Source organism: Spirulina subsalsa FACHB-351 (genome assembly GCF_026130165.1).
Taxonomy (GTDB): Bacteria; Cyanobacteriota; Cyanobacteriia; order Cyanobacteriales; family Spirulinaceae; genus Spirulina_A; species Spirulina_A subsalsa_A.
The window spans coordinates 1-26,986 of the sequence record NZ_JAIHOM010000005.1; the positions used below are offsets into that span (position 1 = coordinate 1).

The window sequence follows — 26,986 nt, forward strand, 5'->3', positions numbered from 1 at the left end:
CCGGGATGTGAATGCCAGTGTAAATATTATGGCGGCAGGGCTTGCCGACCTGAATGGACAGGCGTTAAGCAGTGTTAGACCCCAATCTGGGGCGGTTGCTTGTCTGTCTACCCATCAGGAGTCCACTTAATGTGGACAGACTGGGAATCCCCGTGCCTTTAGGCCGGGGAGGATGTCAATCTGGGACTCTGGCTTAGGACTCCAGAGGCTTTTAGACCCCTAAACGCAAATCTAAAGTTAAGGGAAACTCCGGACTCCGTTGTACAGGAGGCAATTCAATCACCCCCGGACTGTGGCCCATCGGCACAAAACGCTCCATCATCCGGGATTCCGCTTCCCGAGGATTAATGGGGAACGTCTCGTAGAGCATCCCATTAGGGGGGGTGACATGATAGGTACAGCCTCCAATAGAACGCCTGGTCCAAGTGTCTACAATGTCGAATAATAAAGGACTGTGGGGTGCGATCGCCGGATGGAGTTGTGAGGCATATTGACGAGCGCGATAACGTACCCCGGCCACATATTCCCCCACCTTCCCTGTAGACCTTAATGGTACCGGCAAACCGTTACAAGTCACCGCATAGCGCCCCGAATCACTATCAGCATTCGGGGAATAGGCGATCGCACCCTCTAACTTCACCTGCAACCGTTCCATCGAATCATCCACATAGCGCGCCGTTCCTCCTCGACTGATTTCCTCCCCCAACACCAACCAAGGTTCAATCCCGTGACGTAACTCCAAACGCATCCCCTCCCGCACAATCTCCCCATAAAACGGAAAACGAAATTCGAAAAACGGCGCAAACCAATCCCACTCAAATAAAAAACCCGCCTCCCGCAACTCCACTATCACCCCGTTGAGATCCTCCCCAATAAAATGGGGTAACAAAAACCGATCCTGTAACATCGTCCCCCAACGCACCAGAGGCCGTTCATAGGGACAATCCCAAAACCACGCCACTAACCCCCGAATCAGTAACATTTGCAACAAACTCATCTGAGCATGGGGAGCCATCGCAAAAGAACGAAACTCCAACAATCCCAACTGATTGCGGAAATTGTCCACCGGATATAACTTATCAATACAAAACGCCGTCCGGTGAGTATTTCCCGTCACATCAATCAACAAATTTCGCAACAATCGATCCACCAACCAAGCAGGCAACTCCTCAAACGGTTTAAACGACTGAAACGCCAATTCCAACTCATATAAACTCTCATGTCTCGCCTCATCCACCCTCGGCGATTGACTCGTTGGCCCCACAAACAAACCCGAAAATAAATAAGACAAACTGGGGTGATTTTGAAAATAACTAATCAAACTCCTTAACAAATCAGGACGACGCAACAAAGGACTCTCCTCTACCCGTTGCCCCCCAATAGTAATATGAGATCCCCCCCCTGTACTCACCCGTCGCCCATCTCGCATATACTTTTCACTGCCTAAGCCACACAAACGCGCCTGTTCATACAAAGCCGTTTGAATCTTTACCAACTCATCCCAACAGCTTGCGGGGTGAATATTCACCTCAATTACACCGGGATCTGGTGTAATTTGAAACCCCACAATTCCCCCCCCACCCGGCGGCGTGTAACCTTCCAAAATCACCGGAATTTTTAACGTTTCTGCCGTCTTTTCAATCGTCGCCATTAAATCCACAAATCCCCGCACCGAACTAAACGGCGGAATAAAAACATACATCACCCCACCCCGCACTTGCACCCCCAAAGCAATGCGAATGGAATCATCCGGTGAGAGACTGGGTTCAGTACAGACTTGAACCGGATCATGATCTAAGGAAAAAATCGCCTCAGAAACTAACTCCTCCGCCCAATCTTTCTGTTCCAACGGCAAGCGAAAGCCTAGGGTTGAATCCCCCACTAAAAGTTCTAAGCGTTCCTGCTTTAATGACCACTTACAAGTTGTCCAGATTAACGTTTCTTGTTCTACAGTAGATAAAATTGGTAAAATATAACCCGCCGCCTCGTCTTTTTCTACCTCATAAACCGGGAGAATTCCTGACGCATCAACCCCCAAAAAATGCCCTAACTGATGAATAAATTTATGGGCATCTTTGACCCCATATTTATAGTCTTTATCCTCATCCGCCCGTAACAAGCTATTCTGCCATAACGGAACGCCATCTTTTCGCCAATAACAACCTAATGCCCAACGGGGTAATATTTCCCCCGGATACCATTTACCCGAGCCATAATGGAGCAATCCGCCCCCTTGAGAAAAACAAGTTTCCAGCCGTTCTAATAATTTTTTGGCTAATTTATACTTATCTTCTCCCAAGGCTTCCACCTGCCACTGGGCAGATTCTAAGTCTTTCACCGAAACAAAAGTTGGTTCACCTCCCATGGTTAAACCAACCCCTAAATAGTCTAACTTATCCTCAATATTTTGCCCCAATTGATCAATTTTTTTCCAAACTTGTTCGCTGTAAGGTTTTGTCACCCGAGGAGTTTCTTCATGGCGCGTTACTGTCACCGCAAAATCTAAACTCGACTCACAAGGTTCTGTTGTCCCTTGGACGGGACTCGCGGCCCCTGGTTCTGCGGTACAAACGAGGGGAATATGTCCCTCGGCAGCTAAATATCCTGATGTAGGGTCAAATCCAATCCACCCCGCACCCGGTAAATAAACCTCGGTCCAAGCGTGTAAATCCCCACAATCTTCTTTAATACTGGGGGAATCATCAAGGGGAGGAATGTCCTCTTGGAGTTGAATTAAATAGCCAGAAACAAAGCGGGCAGCTAATCCATAATGACGCAAAATTTGCACGAATAACCAAGCCGTATCTCGACAAGATCCTACTTTTTTATCTAAGGTTTCTTCGCAGGTTTGTATTCCTTCTTCTAATCGAATAATGTGGGTAATTTCTTGGGCAAGTTTTTGATTTAAGTCAATGATAAAATTGGGAGTATAAATATTAGAATATTGATTGTTTTGTATCCAGCTTTGCAGTAAATCTCCCGCTTCAATGGTTGCTAAAAAAGGTTCAAGTTCTTTGGCTAATTGATATTCGTAGGCAAAAGGATAATTGATGGCGTATTGTTCTAAAACAAAATTAAAGGGATTAATCGGTCGCATTTCCGCGATTAAATCTACATCAATTGATAAGTATTGCGTTTTTTGCGGAAAATTTAAGCGCGAGAGATAATTTCCGTAGGGATCTTGTTGCCAAGTAATGCTATAGTTGCTCGGTTGGATGGTGATGTTATAGCTTTGAATGGGAGTGCGACAGTGAGGAGAAGGACGCAAACCCAAGGTATGAGGACCGAGAAAGACGGGTTGAGAATAGTGGTAGTGTAATTTATGATGCAGGCTAACTTTAAGGGTCATGGATGATAGGGAATAGGAAATGGGGAATAGTATTGTGACAAGTTAAGCCCTTTGTCCTCTTGTCAAGGCAATTGATAATTGATAATTAATCACTGTTTACTAGACACCTCCTAAAACCCCCATGTTAGGAATGGGGTGATGGTAGTGGGTCAGATTTGACTTAGTTGGAACAGGAATTCCTGTAATCTTGACGCACCATCTTTAAACGGCTGTCTGATTACTGTTTACTGTAAAGAATGACCGCAATTGGCACAAAAACGGTCACTCGGTTGTACAGGACTGCCACACTGACTACAAAAACGACGTTGTGCCGTGGGGGAAGATGACCCCATATTCATTTCCATGTTGCCCATGCGCATTTGCATGGGGTTGGTGTTCATCTCCATATTGCCCATTTTCATGGGCTGCATGGGTTGCATGGGCTGCATGGGTTGCATGGGCTGCATGGGTTTCATTTCGGGTGCTTGGGGCATGGATACCCCGGAGGAAACTTGCATCTGTTGCGCTTGGCCCGAAGCGGGGAAACTGCCCATGGTACTCATGCTTCCCCCCTGAACTTGTATCAACTGTTCCCCTCGTTCGGTGTGAATTTGAATCACAACCCCTTGGGGAGTTTGGAAGACTTCCGGGGGAGCAGTCCAGGGTCCGGTGGTGAAACCACTGCTGGACTGTTGTTGCTGCCCTGAACTTCCTGTAAACGTGGTGACAACCGTTTGCGCCCCTTGATTGTCTAGATAAACGGTTCGATTGGCCCCTAACTCGCAGAGATAAGCCATGATTGCATTTGCCTCATTCGCTCTGCTGTTATTTTAAGACTGGGGGGAGATGCGATCGCCCATTCTTAACATTTAATAAACTCTCTAGCCCCAAAAACCCCGTTTCCCGTTGGGTAAAATCGTCGTCCAACTGGTTTTAGCCACCCCTAACTGCTCATCCGTAATGGTGGCATTGGCTAAATTCGCCCCGCACAAATTCGTCCCGCGCAAGTTTGCCCCCCGGAAGTTGGCATAACTCAAGTCAGCCCCCCGTAAATCGGCCCCTTCCAAATCGGCCCCTACTAAATAAGCCCGTCCCAAGTTAGCATCCCGGAAATTGCTACTCACTAAACTCGCCCGACCAAAATCCGCATGATTCAAGTTTGCCCCCTGCAAATTTGTCCGTTTTAACTTGGACTGGTGGAAAATTCCCCCTGCTAAGTTGGCTTCCGGCAAGTTTAAATTACTCAAATTTTGTTGGGCAAAATCCCGCCGCCCCTTGACATAAGCATTTAAAAGGGATTCTTCATCCAGTCGCTGAACTTTGCGTTTAGCCGGACGACCAGAGGTTTGTAGGGTGCTGGTTGTATCAAAAGCCCCCCGTCCACTCCGACCCAAGGGCGACCCCACATTAGGATTATTGCGCTTGTTGCGAATGGCCATCGCCAAGCGTTCCGTCGCCGAGAGGGGTTTTCCCGAGGGCGAGGAGTCATACATATCCCGTCCCGAGTTAGGCAGGTTATTCCCACTGCCTCCGGTGGGTTTTGCCACTAATCCCTCGGCTAAACTTTCGAGATAGGGTTCCATATCCAAGGCTTTTAACACCTCGTCGGCTGTTTGGTAGCGATGACGGACGGAGACTTCTAACATTTTGCTTAATACATTGGCGAAGTTCTCCGAGATATCCACATTTTTCTGCCACATCATTTCCCCAGTTTTGGGGTCATAGTCTAAATCTTTGGGGGATTTCCCGGTGAGGAGATAAATACAAGTCACCCCGAGGGCGTAGATATCACTAGCAAAGACAGGACGCAGGGCCATTTGTTCGGGGGGGGCAAAGCCCGGAGTCCCTACGGCAAAGGAGGTTAAGGCGGTTTGGTCGGAAGCGCTGGCTGGGGTTTGGGGGGTCACTTGATTTTTCACCGCCCCAAAGTCAATGAGAACTAACTTTTTATCTTGCTCTCGTCGAATTAAATTAGCGGGTTTGATATCGCGGTGAATGACTTTTTGTGAGTGAATATACTGGAGCATGGGCAGAATTTCACTTAAAAACTGTCTGGCTCCGGCTTCACTGACTGGACCATTGCGTTTAATTTCTTGCTGGAGATTATTCCCCTTAACGTACTCCTGAACGAGATAGAAAATCTTGTTGTCTTCAAAGTAGTCTAATAGGCGAGGAACTTGGGGATGATTGCCAATTTTTCCCAAGGTAGTGGCTTCTCGTTCAAAGAGTTCTCGCGCCATCTGGAAAACGTTGGGATCATTGGTGGAGGGGCGCAGTTGTTTAATGACGCAGAGGGGGTTTCCGGGTAGCTGTAGGTCAACGGCGAGAAAGGTTGCACCGAATCCGCCCTGTCCTAGTCCTTTGACGACACGGTAGCGATCGCGCAGAATAAGTTTACTGCCACAGGCTTGGCACACGGACACATGATCAGGGTTTTTGGGTTGAGGACAGGTGGGATTGAGGCAGTAACTCATTCAGCATCACCAATGTAGAAATACCAATCTGTAGAAATGCCCTTTGGGGGGCTGTACTAAATCCGGCTAGGGAAAGGGGGAGGTGTTCATTACTCAAAGAAAGGAAAACACACTGCGGAAAATACGCAATTTTTTAATCGCTTCTAATTTTAGAATCTCTGGGAGTTATTCGTATTTAGGGATTTATTCAAGGATTTCAAAAATAAGGTTGTCCCTTCGGCTCTTATCACTAGGATATACTAATTTTTCCCAATCTTCTTGTTAGACGACGGATTTTTAACACAGGGCAGGGTTGTAGACCCTAGTTTTTTGCTACGATGAAACTTTGAACCCCAAAATGGGTACAAGTCCCGTCCTTCTAAAACGGGAAGTTGTTAAGTTAGCAGGAAGCGACGATTTAATGCTGATTTCTTTGAACTGGTTACGGGAGTTAGTTACAGTGGAACTCCCGCCGGAACAATTGGCGGAAGTGCTAACGCTGGCAGGTTTTGAAGTGGAAGAGATTATCGATCGTCGCGCCTTCGCAGAGGGTGTTGTTGTCGGTAAGGTTCTCGACTGCCAGCGTCACCCCAATGCGGATAAATTAAGTGTCTGTACGGTAGATTTGGGGCAAGCGTCTCCCTCTACGATTGTCTGCGGGGCGCCCAATGTGAAAGCGGGGATTTTTGTCCCGGTGGCCCCCCCTAAAACCTATTTACCCGCGATTGATCTCAAGTTGAAGCCGACCAAACTGCGCGGGGTGAAGTCCGAAGGGATGATCTGCTCTTTGGCAGAGTTGGGACTGGCTAAGGAGTCGGAAGGAATTCATATTTTCCCCGATGAGGGGATGACTGTGGGCAGTGATGTGCGCCCCTATTTAGGTCTGGATGATGTAATTTTAGACTTGACATCGACAGCAAATCGTGCTGATGCCCTGAGTATGGTGGGGGTAGCGCGGGAAGTGGCGGCATTGACCCAAGGGGAGGTGAAGTTACCCCAAGCTTCTACGCCCAAGGTGGCGGGGAAGGGGGGGCTGACGGTGCGGGTGACGGAAAAACAAGCTTGTCCGGTTTATATTGGGACGGTGATTGAAGGGGTGAAAATTGGTCCGTCACCGGATTGGTTAAAGTTCCGTCTCCAAGGGGCTGGCATTCGCCCGATTAATAATGTGGTGGATGTGACGAATTATGTGTTGTTGGAGTGGGGGCAGCCTCTGCACGCTTTTGATCGCGATCGCCTGCAAACCCTGACCAACAACCCAGAATTGGCCGTAGGCGTGCGGTTTGCTCAGGGGGAAGAGTCTTTACCCACCCTCGACGGACAAACCCGCACCCTCCAACCCCAAAACCTGTTAATCACAGTGAATGATCGTCCTGTAGCTCTCGCTGGGGTGATGGGGGGCGAGGAAAGCGAGGTTCATGACCAAACCACTAACCTCCTCCTAGAAGCGGCGTTATTTGACCCCGTAGCCATTCGCCGTTCCTCCCGGTGTCAAGGCCTCAGAACCGAGTCCTCGGCCCGCTATGAACGGGGGGTGAACCCAGTAGAATTGGATCTCGCCTGTGGGCGGGCGATTGCCCTGATTACCAAGTTAGCTGGGGGGCAGGTAGTGAGCCAACAAGCCGATGATAGCCGTCCCCCAGTTCAAGACTGGACTCGCACCCTTGAATTGCGTTTATCTCGTCTTCAAGGGGTTCTGGGTCAGGTGAAGAAAGGGGAGGTGTTGGGAGAAATTGAAGCGTCGGAAGTGGAAGGGATTCTCAGCGCCTTGGGCTGTAAACTTAAAGCGGTTTCCGGTTCAGAAACGGTCTGGCAGGTGACGATTCCCCCCTACCGTTACCGCGACCTAGAACGGGAAATTGACTTGATTGAAGAGGTGGCGCGATTATACGGTTATGACCGTTTTTGTGATACCTTACCCCGCAAAACAGAACCGGGGATTTTGCCTCCCAAACGCAAGGCCTACAATGAGATTCGGTCGGCGTTGCGAGGGATTGGTTTAACGGAGGTGGTTCACTATTCCCTCGTGAAACCAGAAATGGCGCAGGTGGTGATTGCTAACCCGTTACTGAGTGAATATTCAGCCCTACGTTATGAGTTGGTCAATGGGTTGTTAGATGCCTTTGAATATAATCAATCCCAAGGGAATGGGGCTTTAAATGCCTTTGAAATTGGGCGCATTTTCCACAAGCTGGAAGATGGGAAACTGGGGGAAGCCGATGAAATTGCCGGGATTTTAGGGGGGTCTTACTTCACCTCGGGACGCTGGACTACGAGCGGGAAGGGGTCGCCCATGACGTGGTATGAGGCGAAAGGGTTGTTAGAGAGTGCTTTCAGTCGTTTGGGGGTGACGGTGAACTATCAACCCTGTAGCACTGAGGCACTCTTTCACCCAGGTCGCACGGCTTCCCTGTGGCTAGGAGAACAGGAACTGGGGATTTTTGGCCAGTTGCATCCTCAAGTTCAGCGCGATCGCAACTTTCCCGAAGCCGTTTATGTGTTTCAACTCCAGGCCGAGGTTCTGCTGTCTCAAATGAAACACGACGAACCCACCAAATTTAAGGTCTATTCCCCCTATCCGGCCGTAGAGCGGGATTTAGCCTTCTTCGCCCCGGTAGATTTAGCCGTGGGAACCCTTGCCCAGACCATGGAGGAAGCTGGAAAAGCCCTCCTAGAGCAGGTGGAACTCTTCGACGAGTATCAAGGGAAGGGGGTGCCAGAAGGTCAACGGAGTTTAGCCTTTAGTTTGGCCTACCGAGCAGGCGATCGCACATTAACCGACGAAGAAGTAGAACCCGTTCACCAAAAGGTACGGGATGCCTTAGTAGAGCAATTCACCGTCACCTTACGATCTTAAGAAGACACCGGGGGAGCATGAGCCATCCTCCGGATTCTAAAGCTTGTGACCTGTGGGGGATTGTTAACCCGTTAAGGCTGAAACCTATCAGTCAAGCGGAAAACGAGCAAGGATTTCCTCCCGGGAGAGTTGAATGAGGAGGGGGGTAAACTCTTCCGAGGAAAGGGAGGCGATGGTATTCACCCGTGCCATCAGTTGCTCATCCACTGTCCCAAAGCGTGTCCGGAGCAAGGTTTGAACAAATTCCCGGGTCGCTTGTTGTTCTCCTTCCCGCAAACCTTCAGCCTTCCCTTCTTCCCGCACTTCCGCCTTAATTTCCGCGTACATTTCTAATAAATTCATTATCAACTCCTGCTCTTCTACATTTAAGGCTTCGGCTTTTCTTTGCCGCTTTTCCAAAATGGCAATCATCGCTTGTACTAATTCTAGAATATTTTCCCGTAGGGGGTCATTCTCCGGTAGATTATCCAATTCCTCCACCGCTTGTTTTTGGACATTCCCCCGTCCTAATACTCTTAACCATAGCGTTTCTGGGGTTCGAGGTAACTGATGAATCACAATGAAGGCGGCTTTGAATCCTTCCCCGCAGAAGTAAATCCCACTCCCCCAGTTTTCCTCATCTGTACTAGCATTAAAACTGTTCAGAAAGTCTACGGAAGCTGTTGGAGTGAAAATCCACAGTCTGGGGAGTTCGTCCTCATTAACGGGGGTATTCTGGCGGTTGGCTTGACGTTCTAATTCTCCCTGTAAGGTAAAAAGTTTAATCAAACAAGTCCGCATTTCGGTGCGGGTAATGGCATTGCGGAAGGGTTCAAATAAGGCGGGGGTGCGGGTCATTTCCCCTAACAATCCTAAACGTTCTCGGTGGCTGTTGTTGGAGGTGTTAGGGGTGAAGAAAATATCAATATAACGGACTTCCGGGGCAATTTCTTTGTTGCTTTCTACTGTACCAAGGGGGGAGAGCAGTTCAGTGAGGTACTGTTTGGCGAATTGGTCGTGGATGAAACGAGTCACAAGGGGTTACAGAACAAGGGACAGGGGTATTTTATCAGATGTTTTCTGGAGTCTCTCTTTTTGGTAGAGCTTAAAGGGTAGCTCTAAACTTTACGAATTTGTCCCTGTTCAATCTGCCAACACTGATCGGCAATGGGTAATAATTCTCCTGCATCATGGGTAACAACTAGCAGGGTCCAATGTTGCTTTAACTTCGCCAGTAATTTCGCTAATTGTTGCCGCATTGACCAGTCTAAACCCGCCGTTGGTTCATCCAACAATAAAATATTCGGTTGACGGATCAATTGAACGGCTAAGGCGAGACGGCGCTGTTGTCCGCCGCTTAAATCATGGGGAGAGGTGGAGAGGGGTAAATGGTCTAAACCGACCTCCTCTAGCGCCCTTTTGACTTGTTCTGAGGTTAATTCTGGGTGTCCAAGTCGTAATTCTTCGAGTAGGTTACTGCCGCAAAAATGGCGTTCTGGAAACTGGAAGACTAAACCGGCTAAATACTGTAATTCGTAAGCCTCTAATACCTGACTCCCCCAGCCAATCTCTCCACTGGTGCGTTCTGCGAGGCCTGATACCATTTCCAAAAAGGTGGATTTGCCTGAACCACTGGGACCGACGACTAAACCTAACTGTTGGGGGGCGAGTTCTAGGGAAATATTACTCAAAATGGGTGTAGGGGTGGCGGGGGGGTGATAACTCAGGTTTTTGATATAGAGCATTGAGGTTGAATCGTTAGATGGCTGTGACAAGAGGACTAGGTTAGGATGGCTTCAGGGTGGGGGTGGAACTAAGCTTTTAAGGATTCCGTCTCCCTACCTACTCAAATCTTATGCTCTCTTGTAGCTTACTCTGCGAGAAACTATCATGAACGTTTCCTTAACAGCAATTCAACGACTCTCACTCACTTTTTCTTCTGCGATCGCCCTCAGTTTAACGCTCTGGGGCAATCCTGCTTTAGCGGGGGATCCCTTCCGCACCAATAACCCCCGCAATATTTCTGACACGACTGAGGCAGCTTTTGAAGCTTACTTTAAATATGGCAACTATCCCGAAGCAGCGCGACAAATCGAGGCCGCCATTGCCGAAGGAACTAATGATCCCCTCGCGCTGTCTCTCCGCGCTGCCTTAGCTTTCCAACGGGATGATCTCGCCGCTTTCAAAAGCTATGCAGATCAAACCCTAGCGGCGGCTCAAAGTTTGATGAGTCAAGATCCCTTACGGGGGAATCTCTACACGGCGATTGGCCATTTTCTCGAAGGCACTCACACCTTTAAAACTCGCGGTCCGATTGGTGCGGTGTCTAAACTTCAAGAGGTGTTACGCTACCTACAAGCGGCTGAACGAGTGGACCCCAATGATCCGGAATTAAACATCATTAAAGGCTACATGGATTTATTGTTGGCGGTGAATGTCCCCTTTGTGAGTGCGGATAAGGCGATCGCTAACCTGCAACGCAACGCCGCCCCTTCCTACCTCGTCAATCGGGGGATTGCCTTAGCCTACCGTGACTTGGGGGAATATGATAAAGCTCAAACTTACATTGAAAAAGCCCTCAGCGAAACCCCCAACAACCCCGAAGTGATTTATCTGCAAGCCCAGATTCTCCATGAAAAAGGGAAACAGAACAATCAAGTCACTGTTGTGCAGCAGTCAGTCCAACTCTTTGATAGTGCGATCGCCCAAAAAGACCAACTCCCGGCCGCCCTCATCCCCCAAATGGAACGAGAACGCCGCATTGCCCAAGAATGGCTGAATGAAAACTCCTAAAAACCGTGATAGCTTAGACAAAATATTACCCTTCTAAGCTCTCCCGTGAAACTCAATTTCTCCCGTCTTGCTCAATACCCAGCACCTCTGAGGCTGGGTATTTTCATCCTCACTCTCGGCCTCCTCTGGGCACCCTTCGCCCTCCCCCTCCACTGGTTTTTACGCCACGATACCAACTTAGCCACCATCGTGACCATGGCTATCCTCTTCGTGGAATTCCTCATCCTCCTTCCCCTGTGGGGGAAAAAAGTTTACCATCTCCCATCTCCCTTTTCTCACTATGGCCTCTCCCCCACTGTCACCAACGGCCGAGAATGCCTCACCGGATTAATCATCGGCGTTGTGATCACCTTTGACTTATTCGGCCTCATGGTCATCTTTGGCTGGGCTACCTTACACCCCTCCCCCCAAGTCCTCCAAGCGGCCACGGAGGGCATTTTCACCGCGTTAGGTGTAGGATTTGCCGAGGAATTATTCTTTCGGGGTTGGTTTTTAGATGAACTAGAACGAGACTATCGACCCAACACCGTATTATGGGTTAATGCCCTCATTTTCGCCGCCCTCCACTTCATCAAACCCCTCAGCGAAATGATTCGCACTTTTCCCCAATTTCCTGGCCTCGTTTTACTGGGTCTTAATCTCGTTTGGAGTCGTTGGAAATATGGCGGTTTGGGCATGGCTATCGGACTCCACGCGGGCTTAATTTGGGGCTATTACATCATTAATGTAGGCCAGTTAATTCACTATACGGATAAAGTTTCCCCTTGGATTACTGGAGTAGATCGTAATCCCTTGGCGGGTCTATTGGGCTTAATTTTCCTCGGTTTCTTGATGGTTTGGTTGGGTGATGCTCCCCGAGGTTCAAACACTCAATAATTGATTGAAAACTTAATCATTTTTTTTATAATTCCCCAAAGATAAGGTGGGTAAATATTATAAATTTTGATATCAAAGTGTGGGAATTTGAAAAAAAACAGAGTATAAAGAAACAAGCTTAAATAAGCAGGATAAAATTTCTCAACAAATGCTTGAGAATAAATCCAATAAACGGCTTTTTTATAAACAAGATATAAAGGAGAAAGGCAGGTTAGCATCCAGTGGGTACTATGACTGTGAAGGGTTTCTAGCTGAACTAAGCTAGGAGTTAACAAACACAAAACATAACTAATGGCAGTGATAAAAAGCCACCTCCCCCAATCCAGAGCAATAACATAAAGAATACCTGTACCAATGAAAGGTAGAAGAATATATTTAAAACTAAAACGAGTAAAGACTTCAATTGAGTTAGATTGAGTATGAATAGATGGATCAATCGGGTTGTTTTGACGAGAGTATCGGTTGATAAAAGAATCTAAAACCCTAAAAGACATACGCATTAACAGGATAAGATTAATGGTAAATCCAAAAATCCAAAGGACAAAGGACATCCCATGATCTTGAAGAATGTTCATCTCAATTACTTCTTGGATAGCTTCCAATGTAGAAATTTGGAAAAATTTTAAAACACCGTACATTTCTTGATTACAGTCTGCCATTAACTCAGGGTATAGATGACTATACTTTTGCCATGATTCACAAATGGCTAATGCAATATTTTTATTACCTTTAAAAAATAAACAAATAACTGAGACGACCAGGGTAGGAGCGTAAATCATGATTGTACGCTTTAATGATTTGAGAGGAAAAAATTGTAGGCTCAGAACACTACTCGTAATAATCAGATTTAAGGGCAATGATAAAAATAAAATAGCTTCATGAGTTAAGGTTGTTGGTACTGAAATTAAATTATAAATCAACCCTAACTTTAGGGAATAAGAATCAATGAATTTGCGCTGATTGGATATGTCAAGATTGTCCCGAATGATGGGCGTTAATGCTTGATGAACTAGCCATAAATTTGCAAGTAAACTCAAAAAAAAGAGAAACTCTTTGCGACCCACAATGACTCTTGTATTTGCCGGGAAAAGAATCAGCACAGGCAAAAACAACAAAACGAGAAGCGATTCAAGATCGATGTATTTTTTATATTGCTTGACCTTAAGAACATAGAAAATAGAAAACATTAAAAATATGAAGTAGGATAAACCCGTTAAAACAAGACCAGCATTAATGCTATAATTGTCCTGTAAAAATAGCAAAATATGTCCACCTAATCCCCGTCGGACAAAACCACTTCTATAGTGAATGAACCATTCAGCAAAAATATAATCGTGAAACTCACGCTTAATCACAAGAGAGTTTATAAAATAGCCGGATAATAGAATTATGAATCCATAAAAGACTAGGTTTTTCCATAAAAAATTCTGAGAATTATTTAAGATATTTTGACTAATTTCTCTAATTTTTTGATTCAATGCTTGCATGGATTATCCTCTCTTACTGCAAGGAAAAATCATTAAGTTTGTCCTAAGCTAGCACAGTTTTAGAGGATGTCAACGGATACGGCTTGATCGAGTAATTGCAAGATGCCTGACTCATCAAACTCGGCGCTGAGGGTGAGAAGGCGATCGCAAAATCCCCGATAGTCTTTGTTCTCTGCTCCCAGTTGTCTCGCTGCTTCTTCCAGTCCGCCAATATCCCCAATTCTTAAAGTTTGGTAGAAAACTTGCAATTTCTGAGCTGGGGGAAAGACAAGAGGCTGTTCTTTGGTGAGGGGTTGCGCTTCTTGCTCATACATCCATTGTAACTTGAGATGTTGTTGAATATAACTTAGTAATTTTTCTAAGTCGAGTGGCTTTTCTAAAAAACTGTTACATCCTGCCTTAAAGGCTAGACTTTGATCGGATAACGATACACTAGCACTGGCGGCAATAATTGGCACAGTGCAAGAGTAAGACTGACGCAAATTTCTAACAAATTCATAACCATTCATCTCAGGCATTGCAATGTCTGTAATGATTAAATCCGCTTGCCATTTCGCCAAAACAGCCAATCCTTCGACTCCATTGGTTGCCTCTTGAATCTCAAACCCCAAGGGGTTTAAAATCTCGTTAATCACTCTTCTATTGACTACTTTATCATCGACAATTAAGATTTTTTTTCGCTCTCCTGTATAGCTAATGATCCTTCCTTTTTGGCATTGAGTGACCCTATTAACCCATTTCTGAGAAACTGGTACATCAAGGGTAAACCAGAACTGACTCCCCGTGCCTAGCGTACTTTTAACTTGTAATTCACTCCCCATCATTGCCACAATTTGACGGCAAATGGTTAAGCCTAAACCTGTCCCCTCGGAGCGTTTTGCTGTACTCCCCACTTGTTCAAAGGGAAGAAAAATCTGGGTCAGTTGTTCGGGACTCATTCCGACTCCAGTATCTTCAATGGTGAAGCGCAGAGTAGCCGTTGCATCTGGCGAAAAATCAGGATGATTGGCAAGATTTTTTACCCTCTCCACTTTAAAAATAACTTGACCAATATCAGTAAATTTGATGGCATTTCCCAGTAAATTAAGTAAGACTTGACGCAACCGTTTTTCATCAGCGTGGATTGCACTAGGTAGGTGTTCATTAAAGCTCGAATAAAGGGTAATTCCTTGGTGTTCAGCGCGAATTTTAGCGATTTCTGCTACACCAATGAGGAAAGCAGGTAAATGAAAATCTGTGGGGTAGAGTTCCATTTTTCGTGCTTCTATTTTGGCCAGATCCAAAATATCATTAATCAGATTGAGTAAATGAGTACCCGCTTGAGCAATGACTTCTACCCCTTGACGATGGTGGTTTAAATCTTTAGCGCGATGGAGAATTTGCGCATAACCTAAAATGCCATTGAGGGGGGTGCGTAATTCGTGGCTCATGTTGGCCAGAAATTCACTTTTAGCTTGATTCGCTGCGTCGGCAATTTCTTTGGCTTCTGCAAGTTCTGATGTGCGTTCTGCAACTTTTTGCTCTAGATTTGTAAAGGCTGTATTGAGTTGGTTTGCCATGTGGTTAAAGACTTGAGCAAGGGTTTGAAATTCGGCGATCGCACCCCCCGAAACCTCCTGCTGTAAATTGCCTTCCGATATCGCTTCTGAGGACTCAATTAAGCGTAAAATCGGCTGGCTAATCCAACGGGAGGTATAAATCCCCAAAAGGCTAGCCATGCCTAAAGCCGCCAGACAGAGTAAAATCGTGGTGCGCGTATTGGCGTGAATTTGTGCCATAAAATCCTGCTCTGGCACTACAAGGACAATCAGCCAATCTAGCCCCCCTTCGTCTTGATAGGGGAGAATATGGAGCAATAGGCGATCGCCTTCGATCTCAATATCCAATTGATCCGTCGCGGTAATCTGGTTAAAATCTCCGAATTTTTCCTGTAAAGATTGCGCGGTTTTTTGGATTAACAAATCATCGCTTTCTACCCCCAGTAAACGCTCATTTTTTCCCTCTTTATCTCGAAATAACAGTTCCTCCGTTGAAGTCGCTACTAAAAAGCCAGAACGCTCTATAATGAAAGCTTCTCCCGTCTTGCCAATTTCTAAACTTTCTAAAAAATCCCCAATCTGAGTGAGGATTAAATCTGCTCCAATAATACCTAATAACTGTCCTTGAGCATCATAAACAGGACGACTGGCTGTAATGGCTAATTCTTGACTGACTAAATAAGGATAAATTTCTGTCCAAATGGGTTTCCCCGCACTGACTCCAGTTTGATACCATTCACGCTGTCGGGGATCGTAACTGGGACCAGGATTTAATAATTCTACCCGTTCTCCCCCTTCATTCAATAACCAAGTATTAAGAAAATAGTTATTTCTCTCATCGGAGACTTCTAGAATTAGAGACTTATCGTCTCGACGTGCCACCCCTACATAGTTTCGTTCTTCTGTTCCCAAGGAAATATAACTCACCGTTTTAAACTGCCGCATTTGGGCAAAAAAGTATGGTTCTAAACGGGGAATATCATTAATATCTAATAACCCTAAACGGATAGCATCAGCATTAATTTCATTAACTAATAGGGGAATCTCTAAATAAGTGTGAACTCTCTCTTCAATGCGTTTAGCTAACTCGGTGTGTAACTGACTTGCCAAATCACTCACTGCTTTTTGTCCATTGCGGAAAGATAACCACCCAGTTAAGCCTACTATTGTAAATATTTGCAACAGAAATGGTAGGATTAAGACCAAGCGCAGATGTAGTTTCATTACCGTAGTCCCAAGGAAGAAGTTTGAGTCAACAGAAGTTTGAGTCAACAGAAGTTTGAGTCAACAGAAGTTTGAGTCAACAGAAGTTTGAGTCAACAGAAGTTTGAGTCAACAGAAGTTTGAGTCAACAGAAGTTTGAGCTAATTCTGTTATCTCCTAGAGGTTTGATTTGAGCAGATTCTGACCTTCTTTAACCTACTCAGTTTGTGATTCTCGGAGGGGATTATTGGGCAATTTGGACTGATCGAATAAGTCTTAACCGTATCTTTACAATAACTTAAAACTGAGAGTGTATTTTAGACCTATAATAGCACTATTAGGAAAAGATTCACCCCCTAAATATTTCTTAAGACTTTTTGTATATTTAGATACTTTATTTTTTGCCCTTTGGGTATTTAGCCCGAATCAAAAGCTCTAACCTTAAATCTCTAACTGGCTGTTGAACCAACTTCAATTAACGTTTATTTTGGGTCTAAAATCAACCGAAAAAATACGGAATTGCAGACCAAATAATAATCGACTATTGATTTGTAACTTGCTAAGAGGTCAATCATGTTTGAAGGAGTAGAATCGAGTACCATTTTAGTGGTTGAAGATAACCCAACAAATATTAAGGTTGTGTTTAATTTACTGAGAGATGTCGGGTTACGGGTTTTAATTGCTAAAGATGGGGAAAGCGCGCTGAAGAAACTGGAAGATGTATTACCAGATTTAATTTTATTAGATGTGATGATGCCGGGGATTAGTGGCTTTGAAACTTGTCATTTGATTAAAGAAAATCCTTCTACACAAGCCATCCCAGTTATTTTTATGACAGCCTTAGCTGATACAGAGAATAAAATCAAAGGCTTTGAATTGGGGGCGGTAGATTATATCACCAAACCGTTTCAGCAGAATGAAGTGTTAGCGCGGGTTAATCTTCATCTCAAACTGTGTAAACTGACTCAAGAATTGGCAGAAAAAAATCGAGAATTGCTGAATCTTAACTTGTGCTTAGAGGAAAAAGTAGAAGAGAAAACATCTGAGATTAAATCGATGCAATCTCAGTTAGTTTTACAAGAAAAAATGTCATCTTTGGGACAGTTAATTGCTGGAATTGCCCATGAAATAAAGAATCCAATTGGTTTTATTGAGAGCAACCTTAAGCCTGCCTATGATTACGCTGAAAATCTAATTGATCTGGTGAAGTTATATCAGACCTATTATCCTCAACCTGTGTCAGAAATTCGAGAAAGATTAGTGAATACTGAGTTTGACTATGTGGCGGAAGATTTTCCCCAGCTTTTGCGGTCTTTGGAAGAAGGCACAAAACGACTGACTTATATTAGTCAAGCTATGCGGACGTTTTGCCGCTCAGATCAGAGTCTGCCGGAGGTTTTTGACGTGCATCAAGGTCTAGATAGTACGCTTTTAATTCTTAAACATCGTCTACAAAGAAATGAACAACGACCGGCCATTCAGGTGATTAAAGATTATGATCAATTACCTCTGATTACCTGTTTTCCCGGTCAGTTGAATCAGGTGTTTATGAATGTATTAGCCAATGCCATTGATGCTTTAGATGAAGCCTACCAGCAAGGGGAAATTTTTCAAGGAGATAATCAGGGCAACTGTATTATTATTCAAACCCGTTATGCTGAGGCAGATCAGCAAGTTTGGATCACGATTCAAGATAATGGGGTGGGGATTCCTCTGGCTATTCAAAAGCAGATTTTTGATTATCTATTCACGACGAAAAAAGTCGGGAAGGGGACGGGGCTAGGGTTAAGCATTACTCGTGAGGTTATGGAACATCATCAAGGGAAAATTGAGGTAGAATCTATTCCTAATCAGGGAACAACTTTCCGATTAAAGTTGCCAGTTGAGGTTTCTTTTGCCCCGGACAATTCCATTACAGCGAGTTGAGGTTTAGGTGAATGAGTGACGGAATCAAAGAGCAGTCTATGAGTCAAGAATTGCAAATTTCTGAAGCGAAATATCGTCTTTTATATGAAGGATTGCAGGATGCTGTCCTGTTGTATGATCAAAAGATTATTAGCTGTAATCGGGCTACTTTGGCGATGTTTGGCTATGAGTTGGAGTCGGAATTGTTGGGTAAGTTACCGTCAGATTTATCGCCACCGACACAGCCAGATGGCCGAGATTCTCAAGTGGCTGCTTTGGCGGCGGTAGAAAAGGCGATCGCACAGGGAGAATATCGCTTTGAGTGGCAACACCGACGATGCAATGGGGAGGAGTTTTGGGCGGAGGTGTGGTTAGCGACGTTGGCATTGGGGGAAAAACAAGTGATTCAGGCGGTGGTGCGGGATATTAGCGATCGCAAACAACGAGAAGCGGCACTACAGGCAGCCAAAGAAGCGGCTGAGGTAGCGAATCAAGCGAAAAGCGAATTTCTGGCGAATATGAGTCATGAGTTACGCACTCCCCTCAATGGGATTCTTGGCTATACCCAAATTCTACAACGTACCGATAATCTAAATATTCATCGCGAGGGGTTAAGTGTTATTCATCAGTGTGCAACTCATTTATTGACTCTGATTGAAGATGTGTTAGATTTTGCCAAAATTGAGGCCAATAAACTAGAAATTATCCCCACTAATTTTCATCTGCCGTCCTTTTTACTCAGTGTGGTGGAAATGTCCCGCATTCGCGCTGAGGGGAAAGATATTCAATTTTGTTATGAGATTCCCCTAGATTTGCCGCCGGGGGTGCAAGGGGATGAAAAACGTCTGCGACAGGTGTTAATTAATTTATTAACTAATGCGATTAAGTTTACAGAGCAAGGGACGGTTTTATTTAAGGTGATAATTTTAGAACAAACTGGGGAACAAATCACTCTCCGGTTTCTGGTCAAAGATACGGGAATTGGCATTCCCAAGAGTCACTTAGAACAAATTTTTCTCCCCTTTGAACAAGCTGGATTCCCTCACCATCATACAGAAGGGACGGGTTTAGGGTTAGCGATTAGTCAACATATTGCGGAGACAATGGGGAGTAGAATTGAGGTCATTAGTGAAGTCGGAAAAGGGAGTAAGTTTTGGTTTGATTTAACCTTTCCCGTTGTTCAAGAATGGGCTAAACTGTCGGTTGTTCAACAAGGTCAACTGATTACGGGTTATATTGGTGCAACACGCAAAGTTTTGATTGTGGATGATAAGGAAGTTAACCGCGCTGTTTTGCTGGATATCCTGCACCCTCTGGGGTTTGAATGTCAAGTGGCAGAGGATGGGAGGGAGGGGTTGGCGATCGCACAAACATTCAAGCCTGATGTGATTTTAACCGATTTAGTCATGCCGAATCTAGATGGCTTTGAAATGACCCGTCGTTTAAGAGAACAAGAGGCCTTTCAAGATACCATTATTTTAGCCCTCAGTGCCAGTGTTTTAAATAATGATCACGCCAAAAGTTTAGCGGTGGGTTGTAATGGTTTTATCCCTAAACCGATTGATCTGCAAAAGCTTTTACATGACCTCCATCAACTGTTACAAATCGAGTGGATTTGTGAAACACCTGAGATTAGTCTAACTCCTTCTGCTGTGGAATTGCCTCTCATTTTTCCCCCTTCTCCGGTGATAGATCGCCTGCACCAAGCGGCTAAAATTGGGGATATTTCTGCCATTGAGATGGAAGCGACACAACTAAAAAGTTTAGATGAAAAATATGAGCCTTTTTGTGCAAAACTCTTAAAACTCACTCAAGATTTTGATGACCAAGGAATTTTAACCTTTTTGGAGGCTTGTTAAATGATCGTATGTTTGAATTTTACAACACATATTTTCAATCTCATTAACAAAAATTATTTCATTTCATGATAAAGGTTCACAAAATAATCTACAGCTTCTTGGTTTTGAAAAAATTCAAAATCTTTGGAGTCTAGCAGCTTTTTCTGACAAGTGTCATAAAGTTTAACAGATAAGTTTCCTTCAGAAAAGGTCGATGTGTTTGCATTAATAATCAATAAAAGTAGATACTTAGAGCGATTTTTTTTGATAGATAGAGGAAATAAGACTTGATCAATTTTAGGATTAATCCCATAACTATTTAAGCCACTTTGTTGAACATATTCACCATTAGGATCTAAAGAGGATTTGCTTGCTTTAGCAATAACAGAAAGATTCGCATCCTTTAATCGTTGTCCAATATCTAACACTAATTTACTATAGTTTTCAATATTTTGCTTTTGATGAATACTGAGTAAAGCTACATTTTTTAACTGTTCTCTGTAGAGTTTATTTAAAAACTCATGTTCATCCTGTAACTCTTGGAATTCCTGAGCTTTTTCGCGTAACTCAAAATTTTCTTGCTCTAACTGTTCAACCCGTTGCTGTAATACTAAAACCCGAGTTTCTAAGGCTTGAATCCGTTGTTTTAATTGGGGGGTACTCAGTTCATCTAACCAACGTTGACGAGTTTGTTCCATCCGTTGGAGACGGTTTTCTAGTTTGGTGATTTGCTTTTGCCATTGTTCCTGATGTAGGGGATCTCGCTCACACTGGACCCGGGCATGATTGAGACTAGCTTTAAGGAGTTGAATTTCTAGATCCAGATTAACTAATCGTTCAGCAAGGGGGTTTAGTTCTTCGGTCATTGATAAACTCTAAGAGCAGTTTCTCGTAATACTTCAAGCACATTGTAACCCTTGTATACTGTTCCCTGTTCCCGTTACTTTCCCTTGTGGATTACAAAACTCAAATGGAAACGCCATATCAAGCTTTAGCGTTTTCCGCAAGCAGCCCCGCGTCTGACCCGATAAGGCAGCGTGGGACGAATTGCGATCGGGGATTATCAGAATCAGGTTTGTTCCGATTTTCGATATGGGGACAACACCGTTTTTGTCGTGCAACTTTGTATTAAAATGTAACAGGTCACAAGAGCTAAAGTCTTACGGAGTCTCTTCCCTGATGGTCGAGACTCGTTTTGCTGTCTGCTGAGTGAGAATAATAAGAAGAAATATAAATCTAATGACTGCAACCGCCCTCCAAACCCCTCCCACCCAAACCCGTCGCCTCGTGTTTCCCTTTACGGCCATTGTCGGTCAAGAGGAAATGAAATTAGCCCTGTTATTGAATGTGATTGACCCCAAAATTGGCGGGGTGATGATCATGGGCGATCGCGGAACGGGAAAATCCACCACGATTCGCGCCTTGGCTGACCTCTTACCGGAAATCGATGTAGTCGCCAATGACCCGTTTAATTCCCACCCTACAGATCCAGATTTAATGGGGGATGAGGTGCGCAATGCGATCGCCCAAAATCTCCCTCTCACCATTACCCAGAAAAAAGTCACCATGATTGACTTGCCTCTAGGAGCAACAGAAGATCGGGTCTGTGGCACCATTGACATTGAAAAAGCCCTCTCCGAAGGAGTGAAAGCCTTTGAACCCGGTCTACTGGCCAAAGCCAACCGAGGGATTTTATATGTGGATGAGGTAAACTTACTCGATGATCACCTCGTCGATGTTCTGTTAGATTCTGCCGCCAGTGGTTGGAACACAGTGGAACGAGAAGGCATTTCCATCCGCCACCCCGCCCGCTTTGTTCTTGTCGGTTCCGGCAACCCCGAGGAAGGGGAATTACGCCCCCAACTCCTCGACCGTTTCGGGATGCACGCCGAAATCCGCACCGTTAAAGAACCAGCCTTACGGGTGCAAATTGTGGAACAACGGTCAGACTTTGACCGGGACCCCCAAGGATTTATGAGTCGCTATCAAGTGGAACAAGAGGCCCTACAAGCGCGTTTAGTGGAAGCCCAAAAACGCCTAGGAGATGTCACCATTGAATATGATTTGCGGGTGAATATTTCCGAAGTTTGTGCAGAATTAGACGTAGATGGGTTACGGGGTGATATTGTCACCAACCGCGCCGCAAAAGCCTTAGCCGCCTTTGAAGGTCGCACCGAAGTCACCGTTGATGATATTCGTCGTGTTGTCACCCTCTGCCTGCGTCACCGTCTGCGCAAAGATCCCCTAGAGTCCATTGATTCCGGTTATAAAGTTGAAAAAGCCTTTAACCGGGTGTTTGGGGTCGAAGGTGAAGCATCCTAACGGATCTCAGTAAAACACTGGAGAAACGAGAGAAATTAGCCGCTTAAACGTGGGGAGTTCAGGGGGTTTCTCCCACTCCCTCCTCTCGGCTTACAGGAGGTGTTGCGCTAGACCATGTTTGAACTACTCACCAGTACGCTGCTGCTCCTGCTGATCGGCGTTTTTCTCTATTACTTACTGGCGAAAGTTATCCCCAAGGCAGCCCTCACGGTGATTGGGGTGGGCTTTATTTTGGCCGTGATTGCGATCGCCTTTATCAGCCCCACCTATACCCCCGTAGCGGTGTTGTGGAAAGTCATGTCCATTCCCCTCACCCCCTTGGGTTTATCTTTACTGTTAATTTTATCCAGCGTTTTCAAGATTAATAAAAAAGGGGAAATTAAACAGCCTGCTCCTGCTTTACTCTGGACCGCTTTAATTATTTTAATCCTCTCTAGTAATCCTCTCATTTCCTATCAAATTGCCCGAGCCATTGAACTCGAAACCATTCAAGTCGAGCAACAAAAACGAGAAGCTTGTGTGCAAGATTGTCCCGAACCCCTCACCCCCGAACCCTTTCAAGTCGGGCCAGCCATTGTTTTATTAGGACAAGGTAGCACGGAGCCGAATCTTGGCTACCGAACCCAAATTCAACTGACAGCCACAGGAAGCCGCATTTTATACACCGCCCAACTGTTCCGACAACAGCGAGAACTAGGGAGCTTTCCCATTGTAATTGTCTGTGCTAGTCCCAGACGTAATATTCAAGGCAGCGCGGAACAGATTGATGAGGCGCGGGATATTAGTATTGTATTGGAACGGTTAGGCGTGCCAGAAAGTGCTATCTATCCTGAAACGGTAGGCTTAAATTTGCGCACCAATGCCCTCGAAGTTCAGCGAATTTTAAGCACTCAATTGGGAGAAGATACTCCGACGATTTTATTAGTCACTTCGGCGTTACAAATTCGTCGAGCGGCGCAAACCTTCCGAGAAGTGGGAATGCGGGTTATTCCCCGACCTACCGATTTTCAAACCTTTGAGGGGGAAGAAGGGGCGCGCCGACGGATTACCTTAGCCGATTTAATCCCCTCCATTCAGGCCTTAGAAATTACGACCAATGTGATTGAAGAATATTTAGCCACGATTTATTATTTCTTGCGGGGTTGGCTTTCGCCCATTGTGTTTTAACAAAATGTTGCGGAATTCCCCTTCCTCGGTTCCTTCCTTTTGTTGGATTGCCCCATGCTGCCCGGAAAGCTATAGTTAATGATCAACGTGCCAAGAAACACAACAACAGGAGGAAGTTATTTTGGAGTCGGGGAGTCCCAATCGATTGAACAATGACTCAGAAGCCTATCTAGCTGTACTTTCAGGCTCCGGGGTGTGGATTTGCGATCGCTCCGGTAGCGGTCTATTAGAACTTTCAGACCAAGACTGTCGCCAATTCCTCCATAATCAAACCACTAACCAAATCCAAACCCTCAAACCCGGAGAAGGGTGTCAGACCGTCTTTGTTACCTCCACAGCCCGCACATTAGATTTAGCCACGGTTTACGTCACAGAAAATACTGTCCTCACTCTCGTGTCCCCTAGTCAACGGGAAAATCTACTCCTTTGGTTAGACCGCTACCTCTTCCCAATGGATCGGGTTAAAATTCGCGATATTTCCCCAGAATTTGCCGTTTTTAGCCTGTTTGGGCGGTTCAGTGAAGAACAAGTCAAAACCTTGGGTTTAGAGGTCTTACAAGGGCAGCCAGAAGCCTCTCACGCCCTCTTTAATCTAGGGGGGGTAGAGGTGCGGGTGGCCGTGGGCAATGGTTTAGGCTTGCCGGGTTATACCGTCATGGTGCATCAAGAGCATAGTGCTTCCCTGTGGCAGTTTTTACTAGACTTGGACATCCAACCGATGGGGGAACAGGTTTGGGAGCAACTGCGCATTCGCCAAGGCCGTCCAGCCCCAATTTTAGAACTCACGGAGGACTATAACCCCCTAGAAGCAGGATTATGGCAGGCGATCTCCTTTAATAAGGGCTGTTACATTGGTCAGGAAACCATTGCCCGTCTCAACACCTATCAGGGGGTGAAACAGCGCCTCTGGGGGGTGAAATTGAATCAAGAGGTTGCTCCGGGCCAAGATATTAAACAAGGGGAGCAGAAAATTGGTATTCTGACCAGTTGCACCAGCACCCCGGATGGCATTTGGGGTTTAGCCTACATTAAAACTAAGGCGGGCGGTGCAGGTTTAACGGTGCAGGTAGGGGAAGCTACGGGGGAAGTGGTAGAAGCTCCTTTTTTGAGCCATCAGTATTTTACAGCCCCTTGAGTTCTGCTAATTTTGTGGCTACTTGCCCTTCTTCTAGTAAGCGTTGAGCTTGTTGGATGCCGTCGGGTAAATGGGCAACTTTGCCACAACGCCAAAGATAAAACCCCCCATTCCACAAGACAGCCGGCCATAGGGGCGAGGGTTTGCCTTCCAGGGTGGTGTTGATTTGTGCCAGCAACTCGTCCCGGGAGGTGAGGGGGACTTCTGTTCCGCCTAAACCGTAATCTCGGGCATGGATTTTTAGGCGTTCTCGTTGGTCAAAATTACCGGGATCTTGACAGGTTATAATGGCGGTGCGATCGCGAGGTAAATCACAACTTCCCTCTAAACCCTTGATTAATGTATATTTTTCCACATCCCGTAATCTCAACGCTTCTTGAATAAAATGCTCCGTGGGAGGATGCACATATCCCGCCAGCAGATGATAGTTCCCCCCATAGGGCGACCAGATCAACTCTAAGGTGGCAAAGGGGGGGCGCTTGCCGATTTCGTCCCGATAGGTGATGAGGGAGGTAAAATCAGGAAAATGGGAGGGGGTATAAAAAAAACCGAGTCCCGTTTGTTCTAACATCTGTTGGACTTTTGGCAGAGTAGCCGCAGGAAAATCTACCCCCAAATCTTGTCCGATCTGAACAAGGGGTAGCCCGTATTTGGTGGGCATCTTTTCCGCACCATGTAGCAACACAGACAAGCCCGAAGCCGCTAAAATCAAGGCCGTGAGAACTGTAACCGGAGCCGTGCGCGATCGCCCATCATAGGGAGTCCCCAAAACCACCACCTCCGATTCTCCCCCCAGAGAACTCAAACGAGGACACAGTTCATCATAAGCATCCAACATCCCCGCCAACTCTTCCCCCGTCGGACGCTTAATCCGATGAGCAATCATAAACGCCCCAATTTGAGCAGGAGTCGCCTCCTGTCTCAAAATCATCAAGGTAGCCGTTTTGGCCTCCTCCCGAGTTAAATCCCTCCCAGTATGAGGGCCACTCCCAATTTTTTTTAGTAATTCGCGAAATACAGCACTCATACAGCCATCACGGATCAACGCTTCAGATATTTTTGAATCCTAACCTAATCCATGCCAATTCCCGCACCCATCGGCTCAGAGGAAGCACTACCCTGGGGATAGTCCAGTAGGCGCTGGAAAGAATAACCCATCCCCCGTTCCGTAATTATATATTCCGGTTGTTTGGGGTCGTTCTCAATCTTGCCCCGTAAACGGGAAATATGAACATCTACTAAGCGTAAATCCCCAGTTTGACGAGGAGTGTAACCCCAAATCGCCTCTAGAATCTCTGCCCGAGAAATCGGTTCTCCAGCTTGGCGAATTAACAGTTGCAACACATTGAACTCGATTTCTGTCAAACGCACAATACTATTCCCGGAAAAAACCTTACGTTTGTTCGTGTCTACGGTCAGTTTACCAATCCGTAACACCCCCCCATCAGGATTAGAACGGTATTCTGTTTTTTTAACCCGTCGTAAAATGGTACTAATCCGGGCTTCTAGTTCTTTTGGAGAAAAAGGTTTTACTAAATAATCATCTGCTCCAATTTGCAACCCTGTAATTCGGTCTGCTACATCAGATAAAGCCGTGAGCATAATGATAGGAATTTCAGAAAATTTTCGTATTTCTTGACAGATATAATAGCCATCTCCTTTGGGAATCATAACATCTAAAATGACTAGATCAGGAGACTCTTGATCAAACAATTTCAAGGCCTCCTCTCCGTCAGATGCGGTGACGACTTCATACCCCACCATAGAAAGACGAGTTTCTAAAATTCGCCGCACCGCAGGCTCGTCATCTACGACTAAGATTTTTGCATTGTGGTTGTCCACGTTCCCTTCCAGACTAACTTTGGGTCTGTCCAATTGTTATCAACATTATAACTATTCAAATAATAGCATGAGTCTTTTTACTTAAGCAAACTAACTCAAAAGTAAAAAAAATTATCCCTTTAACACTTATTTTGTTATAATGCAGGCGATTTATCTCGCCTAGACTCTGGGCGAGAACCTCGGGGGAGTTTAAATTATGTTTACAATTTTATCATTGCTGATCCCCGCCTGTTATTATCAAGGGGAAAATTGGGTCTGCACTC

At 45.5% G+C, this 26,986-nt stretch carries 18 protein-coding genes; 8 read left to right on the forward strand and 10 right to left on the reverse strand.

The annotated features are described in order from the left end of the window. Positions 1-211: 211 nt before the first annotated feature. The 3 genes from K4A83_RS01505 to K4A83_RS01515 all read right to left on the reverse strand — a co-directional run bounded on the left by K4A83_RS01505 (position 212) and on the right by K4A83_RS01515 (position 5,802). Positions 212-3,349, reverse strand: a complete 3,138-nt coding sequence (locus K4A83_RS01505; RefSeq protein WP_265262607.1) for a transglutaminase family protein — start codon at positions 3,347-3,349, stop codon at positions 212-214. 224 nt (positions 3,350-3,573) lie between these two features. Then, positions 3,574-4,125, reverse strand: coding sequence for a zinc ribbon domain-containing protein (locus tag K4A83_RS01510; RefSeq protein ID WP_265262608.1), 552 nt, complete (start codon positions 4,123-4,125; stop codon positions 3,574-3,576). An 84-nt stretch (positions 4,126-4,209) separates the two neighbouring features. After that, positions 4,210-5,802 carry a serine/threonine-protein kinase gene (locus tag K4A83_RS01515; protein WP_265262609.1) on the reverse strand — a complete coding sequence of 531 codons (1,593 nt, stop codon included), beginning with the start codon at positions 5,800-5,802 and terminating at the stop codon, positions 4,210-4,212. Positions 5,803-6,202: 400 nt separating this feature from the next. On the opposite strand from K4A83_RS01515, the gene pheT reads away from it, so the two are divergent. Beyond that, positions 6,203-8,638 carry a phenylalanine--tRNA ligase subunit beta gene (gene pheT / locus K4A83_RS01520; RefSeq protein ID WP_407809779.1) on the forward strand — a complete coding sequence of 812 codons (2,436 nt, stop codon included), beginning with the start codon at positions 6,203-6,205 and terminating at the stop codon, positions 8,636-8,638. 87 nt (positions 8,639-8,725) lie between these two features. Here the strand turns inward: pheT and K4A83_RS01525 are convergent, their stop codons facing one another. After that, on the reverse strand, positions 8,726-9,652 hold the full coding sequence (locus K4A83_RS01525) for an RpnC/YadD family protein (protein WP_265262611.1): 927 nt from the start codon (positions 9,650-9,652) through the stop codon (positions 8,726-8,728). Positions 9,653-9,735: 83 nt separating this feature from the next. Further along, positions 9,736-10,362: an ABC transporter ATP-binding protein gene (locus K4A83_RS01530; protein WP_265262612.1), complete on the reverse strand. Its 627-nt coding sequence runs from the start codon at positions 10,360-10,362 to the stop codon at positions 9,736-9,738. Positions 10,363-10,507: 145 nt separating this feature from the next. Here K4A83_RS01530 and K4A83_RS01535 point away from each other — a divergent pair, with 145 nt between their 5' ends. After that, the gene (locus K4A83_RS01535; RefSeq protein ID WP_265262613.1) at positions 10,508-11,410 is read left to right on the forward strand and encodes a Sll0314/Alr1548 family TPR repeat-containing protein; all 903 of its coding nucleotides are present in this window, start codon (positions 10,508-10,510) and stop codon (positions 11,408-11,410) included. A gap of 45 nt (positions 11,411-11,455) precedes the next feature. Then, the gene (locus K4A83_RS01540; RefSeq protein WP_265262614.1) at positions 11,456-12,286 is read left to right on the forward strand and encodes a CPBP family intramembrane glutamic endopeptidase; all 831 of its coding nucleotides are present in this window, start codon (positions 11,456-11,458) and stop codon (positions 12,284-12,286) included. Here the strand turns inward: K4A83_RS01540 and K4A83_RS01545 are convergent. Both K4A83_RS01545 and K4A83_RS01550 read right to left on the reverse strand, forming a co-directional pair. Continuing rightward, the gene (locus K4A83_RS01545; protein ID WP_265262615.1) at positions 12,280-13,773 is read right to left on the reverse strand and encodes a hypothetical protein; all 1,494 of its coding nucleotides are present in this window, start codon (positions 13,771-13,773) and stop codon (positions 12,280-12,282) included. The two genes, K4A83_RS01540 and K4A83_RS01545, sit on opposite strands and share 7 nt — an antisense overlap. A 59-nt stretch (positions 13,774-13,832) precedes the next feature. Next, positions 13,833-16,535: a hybrid sensor histidine kinase/response regulator gene (locus K4A83_RS01550; RefSeq protein WP_265262616.1), complete on the reverse strand. Its 2,703-nt coding sequence runs from the start codon at positions 16,533-16,535 to the stop codon at positions 13,833-13,835. 552 nt (positions 16,536-17,087) lie between these two features. Between K4A83_RS01550 and K4A83_RS01555 the strand changes: the two genes are divergently transcribed. Together K4A83_RS01555 and K4A83_RS01560 are read left to right on the forward strand one after the other, a co-directional pair. Next, positions 17,088-18,440, forward strand: a complete 1,353-nt coding sequence (locus K4A83_RS01555) for a hybrid sensor histidine kinase/response regulator (protein WP_265262617.1) — start codon at positions 17,088-17,090, stop codon at positions 18,438-18,440. Between the two features lie 11 nt (positions 18,441-18,451). Then, the gene (locus K4A83_RS01560; protein WP_265262618.1) at positions 18,452-20,278 is read left to right on the forward strand and encodes a PAS domain-containing hybrid sensor histidine kinase/response regulator; all 1,827 of its coding nucleotides are present in this window, start codon (positions 18,452-18,454) and stop codon (positions 20,276-20,278) included. 53 nt (positions 20,279-20,331) lie between these two features. Here the strand turns inward: K4A83_RS01560 and K4A83_RS01565 are convergent, their stop codons facing one another. Next, positions 20,332-21,123 (reverse strand): hypothetical protein, encoded by a 792-nt coding sequence (locus K4A83_RS01565; protein WP_265262619.1) that lies wholly within the window; start codon positions 21,121-21,123, stop codon positions 20,332-20,334. Positions 21,124-21,496: 373 nt separating this feature from the next. Between K4A83_RS01565 and bchI the strand changes: the two genes are divergently transcribed. The 3 genes from bchI (at position 21,497) to ygfZ (ending at position 24,881) form a co-directional block, all read left to right on the forward strand. Then, positions 21,497-22,579, forward strand: coding sequence for a magnesium chelatase ATPase subunit I (gene bchI / locus K4A83_RS01570; RefSeq protein ID WP_265262620.1), 1,083 nt, complete (start codon positions 21,497-21,499; stop codon positions 22,577-22,579). Positions 22,580-22,693: 114 nt separating this feature from the next. Beyond that, complete coding sequence (locus K4A83_RS01575; protein ID WP_265262621.1) at positions 22,694-23,746, forward strand: YdcF family protein; 1,053 nt, start codon at positions 22,694-22,696, stop codon at positions 23,744-23,746. Between the two features lie 145 nt (positions 23,747-23,891). Next, entirely contained in the window at positions 23,892-24,881 is a 990-nt protein-coding gene (gene ygfZ, locus K4A83_RS01580) for a CAF17-like 4Fe-4S cluster assembly/insertion protein YgfZ (RefSeq protein ID WP_265262622.1), read from the forward strand. Here ygfZ and K4A83_RS01585 read toward each other — a convergent pair. Continuing rightward, a complete protein-coding gene (locus K4A83_RS01585) occupies positions 24,868-25,908 on the reverse strand; it encodes an anthranilate phosphoribosyltransferase family protein (protein ID WP_265262623.1) in 1,041 nt (346 codons plus the stop codon). The two genes, ygfZ and K4A83_RS01585, sit on opposite strands and share 14 nt — an antisense overlap. Positions 25,909-25,952: 44 nt before the next feature. Then, positions 25,953-26,723 carry a response regulator transcription factor RpaB gene (rpaB, locus tag K4A83_RS01590; protein ID WP_265262624.1) on the reverse strand — a complete coding sequence of 257 codons (771 nt, stop codon included), beginning with the start codon at positions 26,721-26,723 and terminating at the stop codon, positions 25,953-25,955. Positions 26,724-26,986 lie beyond the last annotated feature (263 nt).

Coding starts and splice junctions, on each gene's coding strand:
- K4A83_RS01535 (WP_265262613.1), top strand. CDS start 10,508: ATGAACGTTTCCTTAACAGCAATTCAACGACTCTCACTCACTTTTTCT.
- K4A83_RS01510 (WP_265262608.1), bottom strand. CDS start 4,125: ATGGCTTATCTCTGCGAGTTAGGGGCCAATCGAACCGTTTATCTAGAC.
- K4A83_RS01505 (WP_265262607.1), bottom strand. CDS start 3,349: ATGACCCTTAAAGTTAGCCTGCATCATAAATTACACTACCACTATTCT.
- K4A83_RS01565 (WP_265262619.1), bottom strand. CDS start 21,123: ATGACCGAAGAACTAAACCCCCTTGCTGAACGATTAGTTAATCTGGAT.
- K4A83_RS01575 (WP_265262621.1), top strand. CDS start 22,694: ATGTTTGAACTACTCACCAGTACGCTGCTGCTCCTGCTGATCGGCGTT.
- K4A83_RS01585 (WP_265262623.1), bottom strand. CDS start 25,908: ATGAGTGCTGTATTTCGCGAATTACTAAAAAAAATTGGGAGTGGCCCT.
- K4A83_RS01530 (WP_265262612.1), bottom strand. CDS start 10,362: ATGCTCTATATCAAAAACCTGAGTTATCACCCCCCCGCCACCCCTACA.
- K4A83_RS01515 (WP_265262609.1), bottom strand. CDS start 5,802: ATGAGTTACTGCCTCAATCCCACCTGTCCTCAACCCAAAAACCCTGAT.
- K4A83_RS01560 (WP_265262618.1), top strand. CDS start 18,452: ATGAGTGACGGAATCAAAGAGCAGTCTATGAGTCAAGAATTGCAAATT.
- K4A83_RS01550 (WP_265262616.1), bottom strand. CDS start 16,535: ATGAAACTACATCTGCGCTTGGTCTTAATCCTACCATTTCTGTTGCAA.
- bchI (WP_265262620.1), top strand. CDS start 21,497: ATGACTGCAACCGCCCTCCAAACCCCTCCCACCCAAACCCGTCGCCTC.
- K4A83_RS01555 (WP_265262617.1), top strand. CDS start 17,088: ATGTTTGAAGGAGTAGAATCGAGTACCATTTTAGTGGTTGAAGATAAC.
- pheT (WP_407809779.1), top strand. CDS start 6,203: ATGCTGATTTCTTTGAACTGGTTACGGGAGTTAGTTACAGTGGAACTC.
- K4A83_RS01545 (WP_265262615.1), bottom strand. CDS start 13,773: ATGCAAGCATTGAATCAAAAAATTAGAGAAATTAGTCAAAATATCTTA.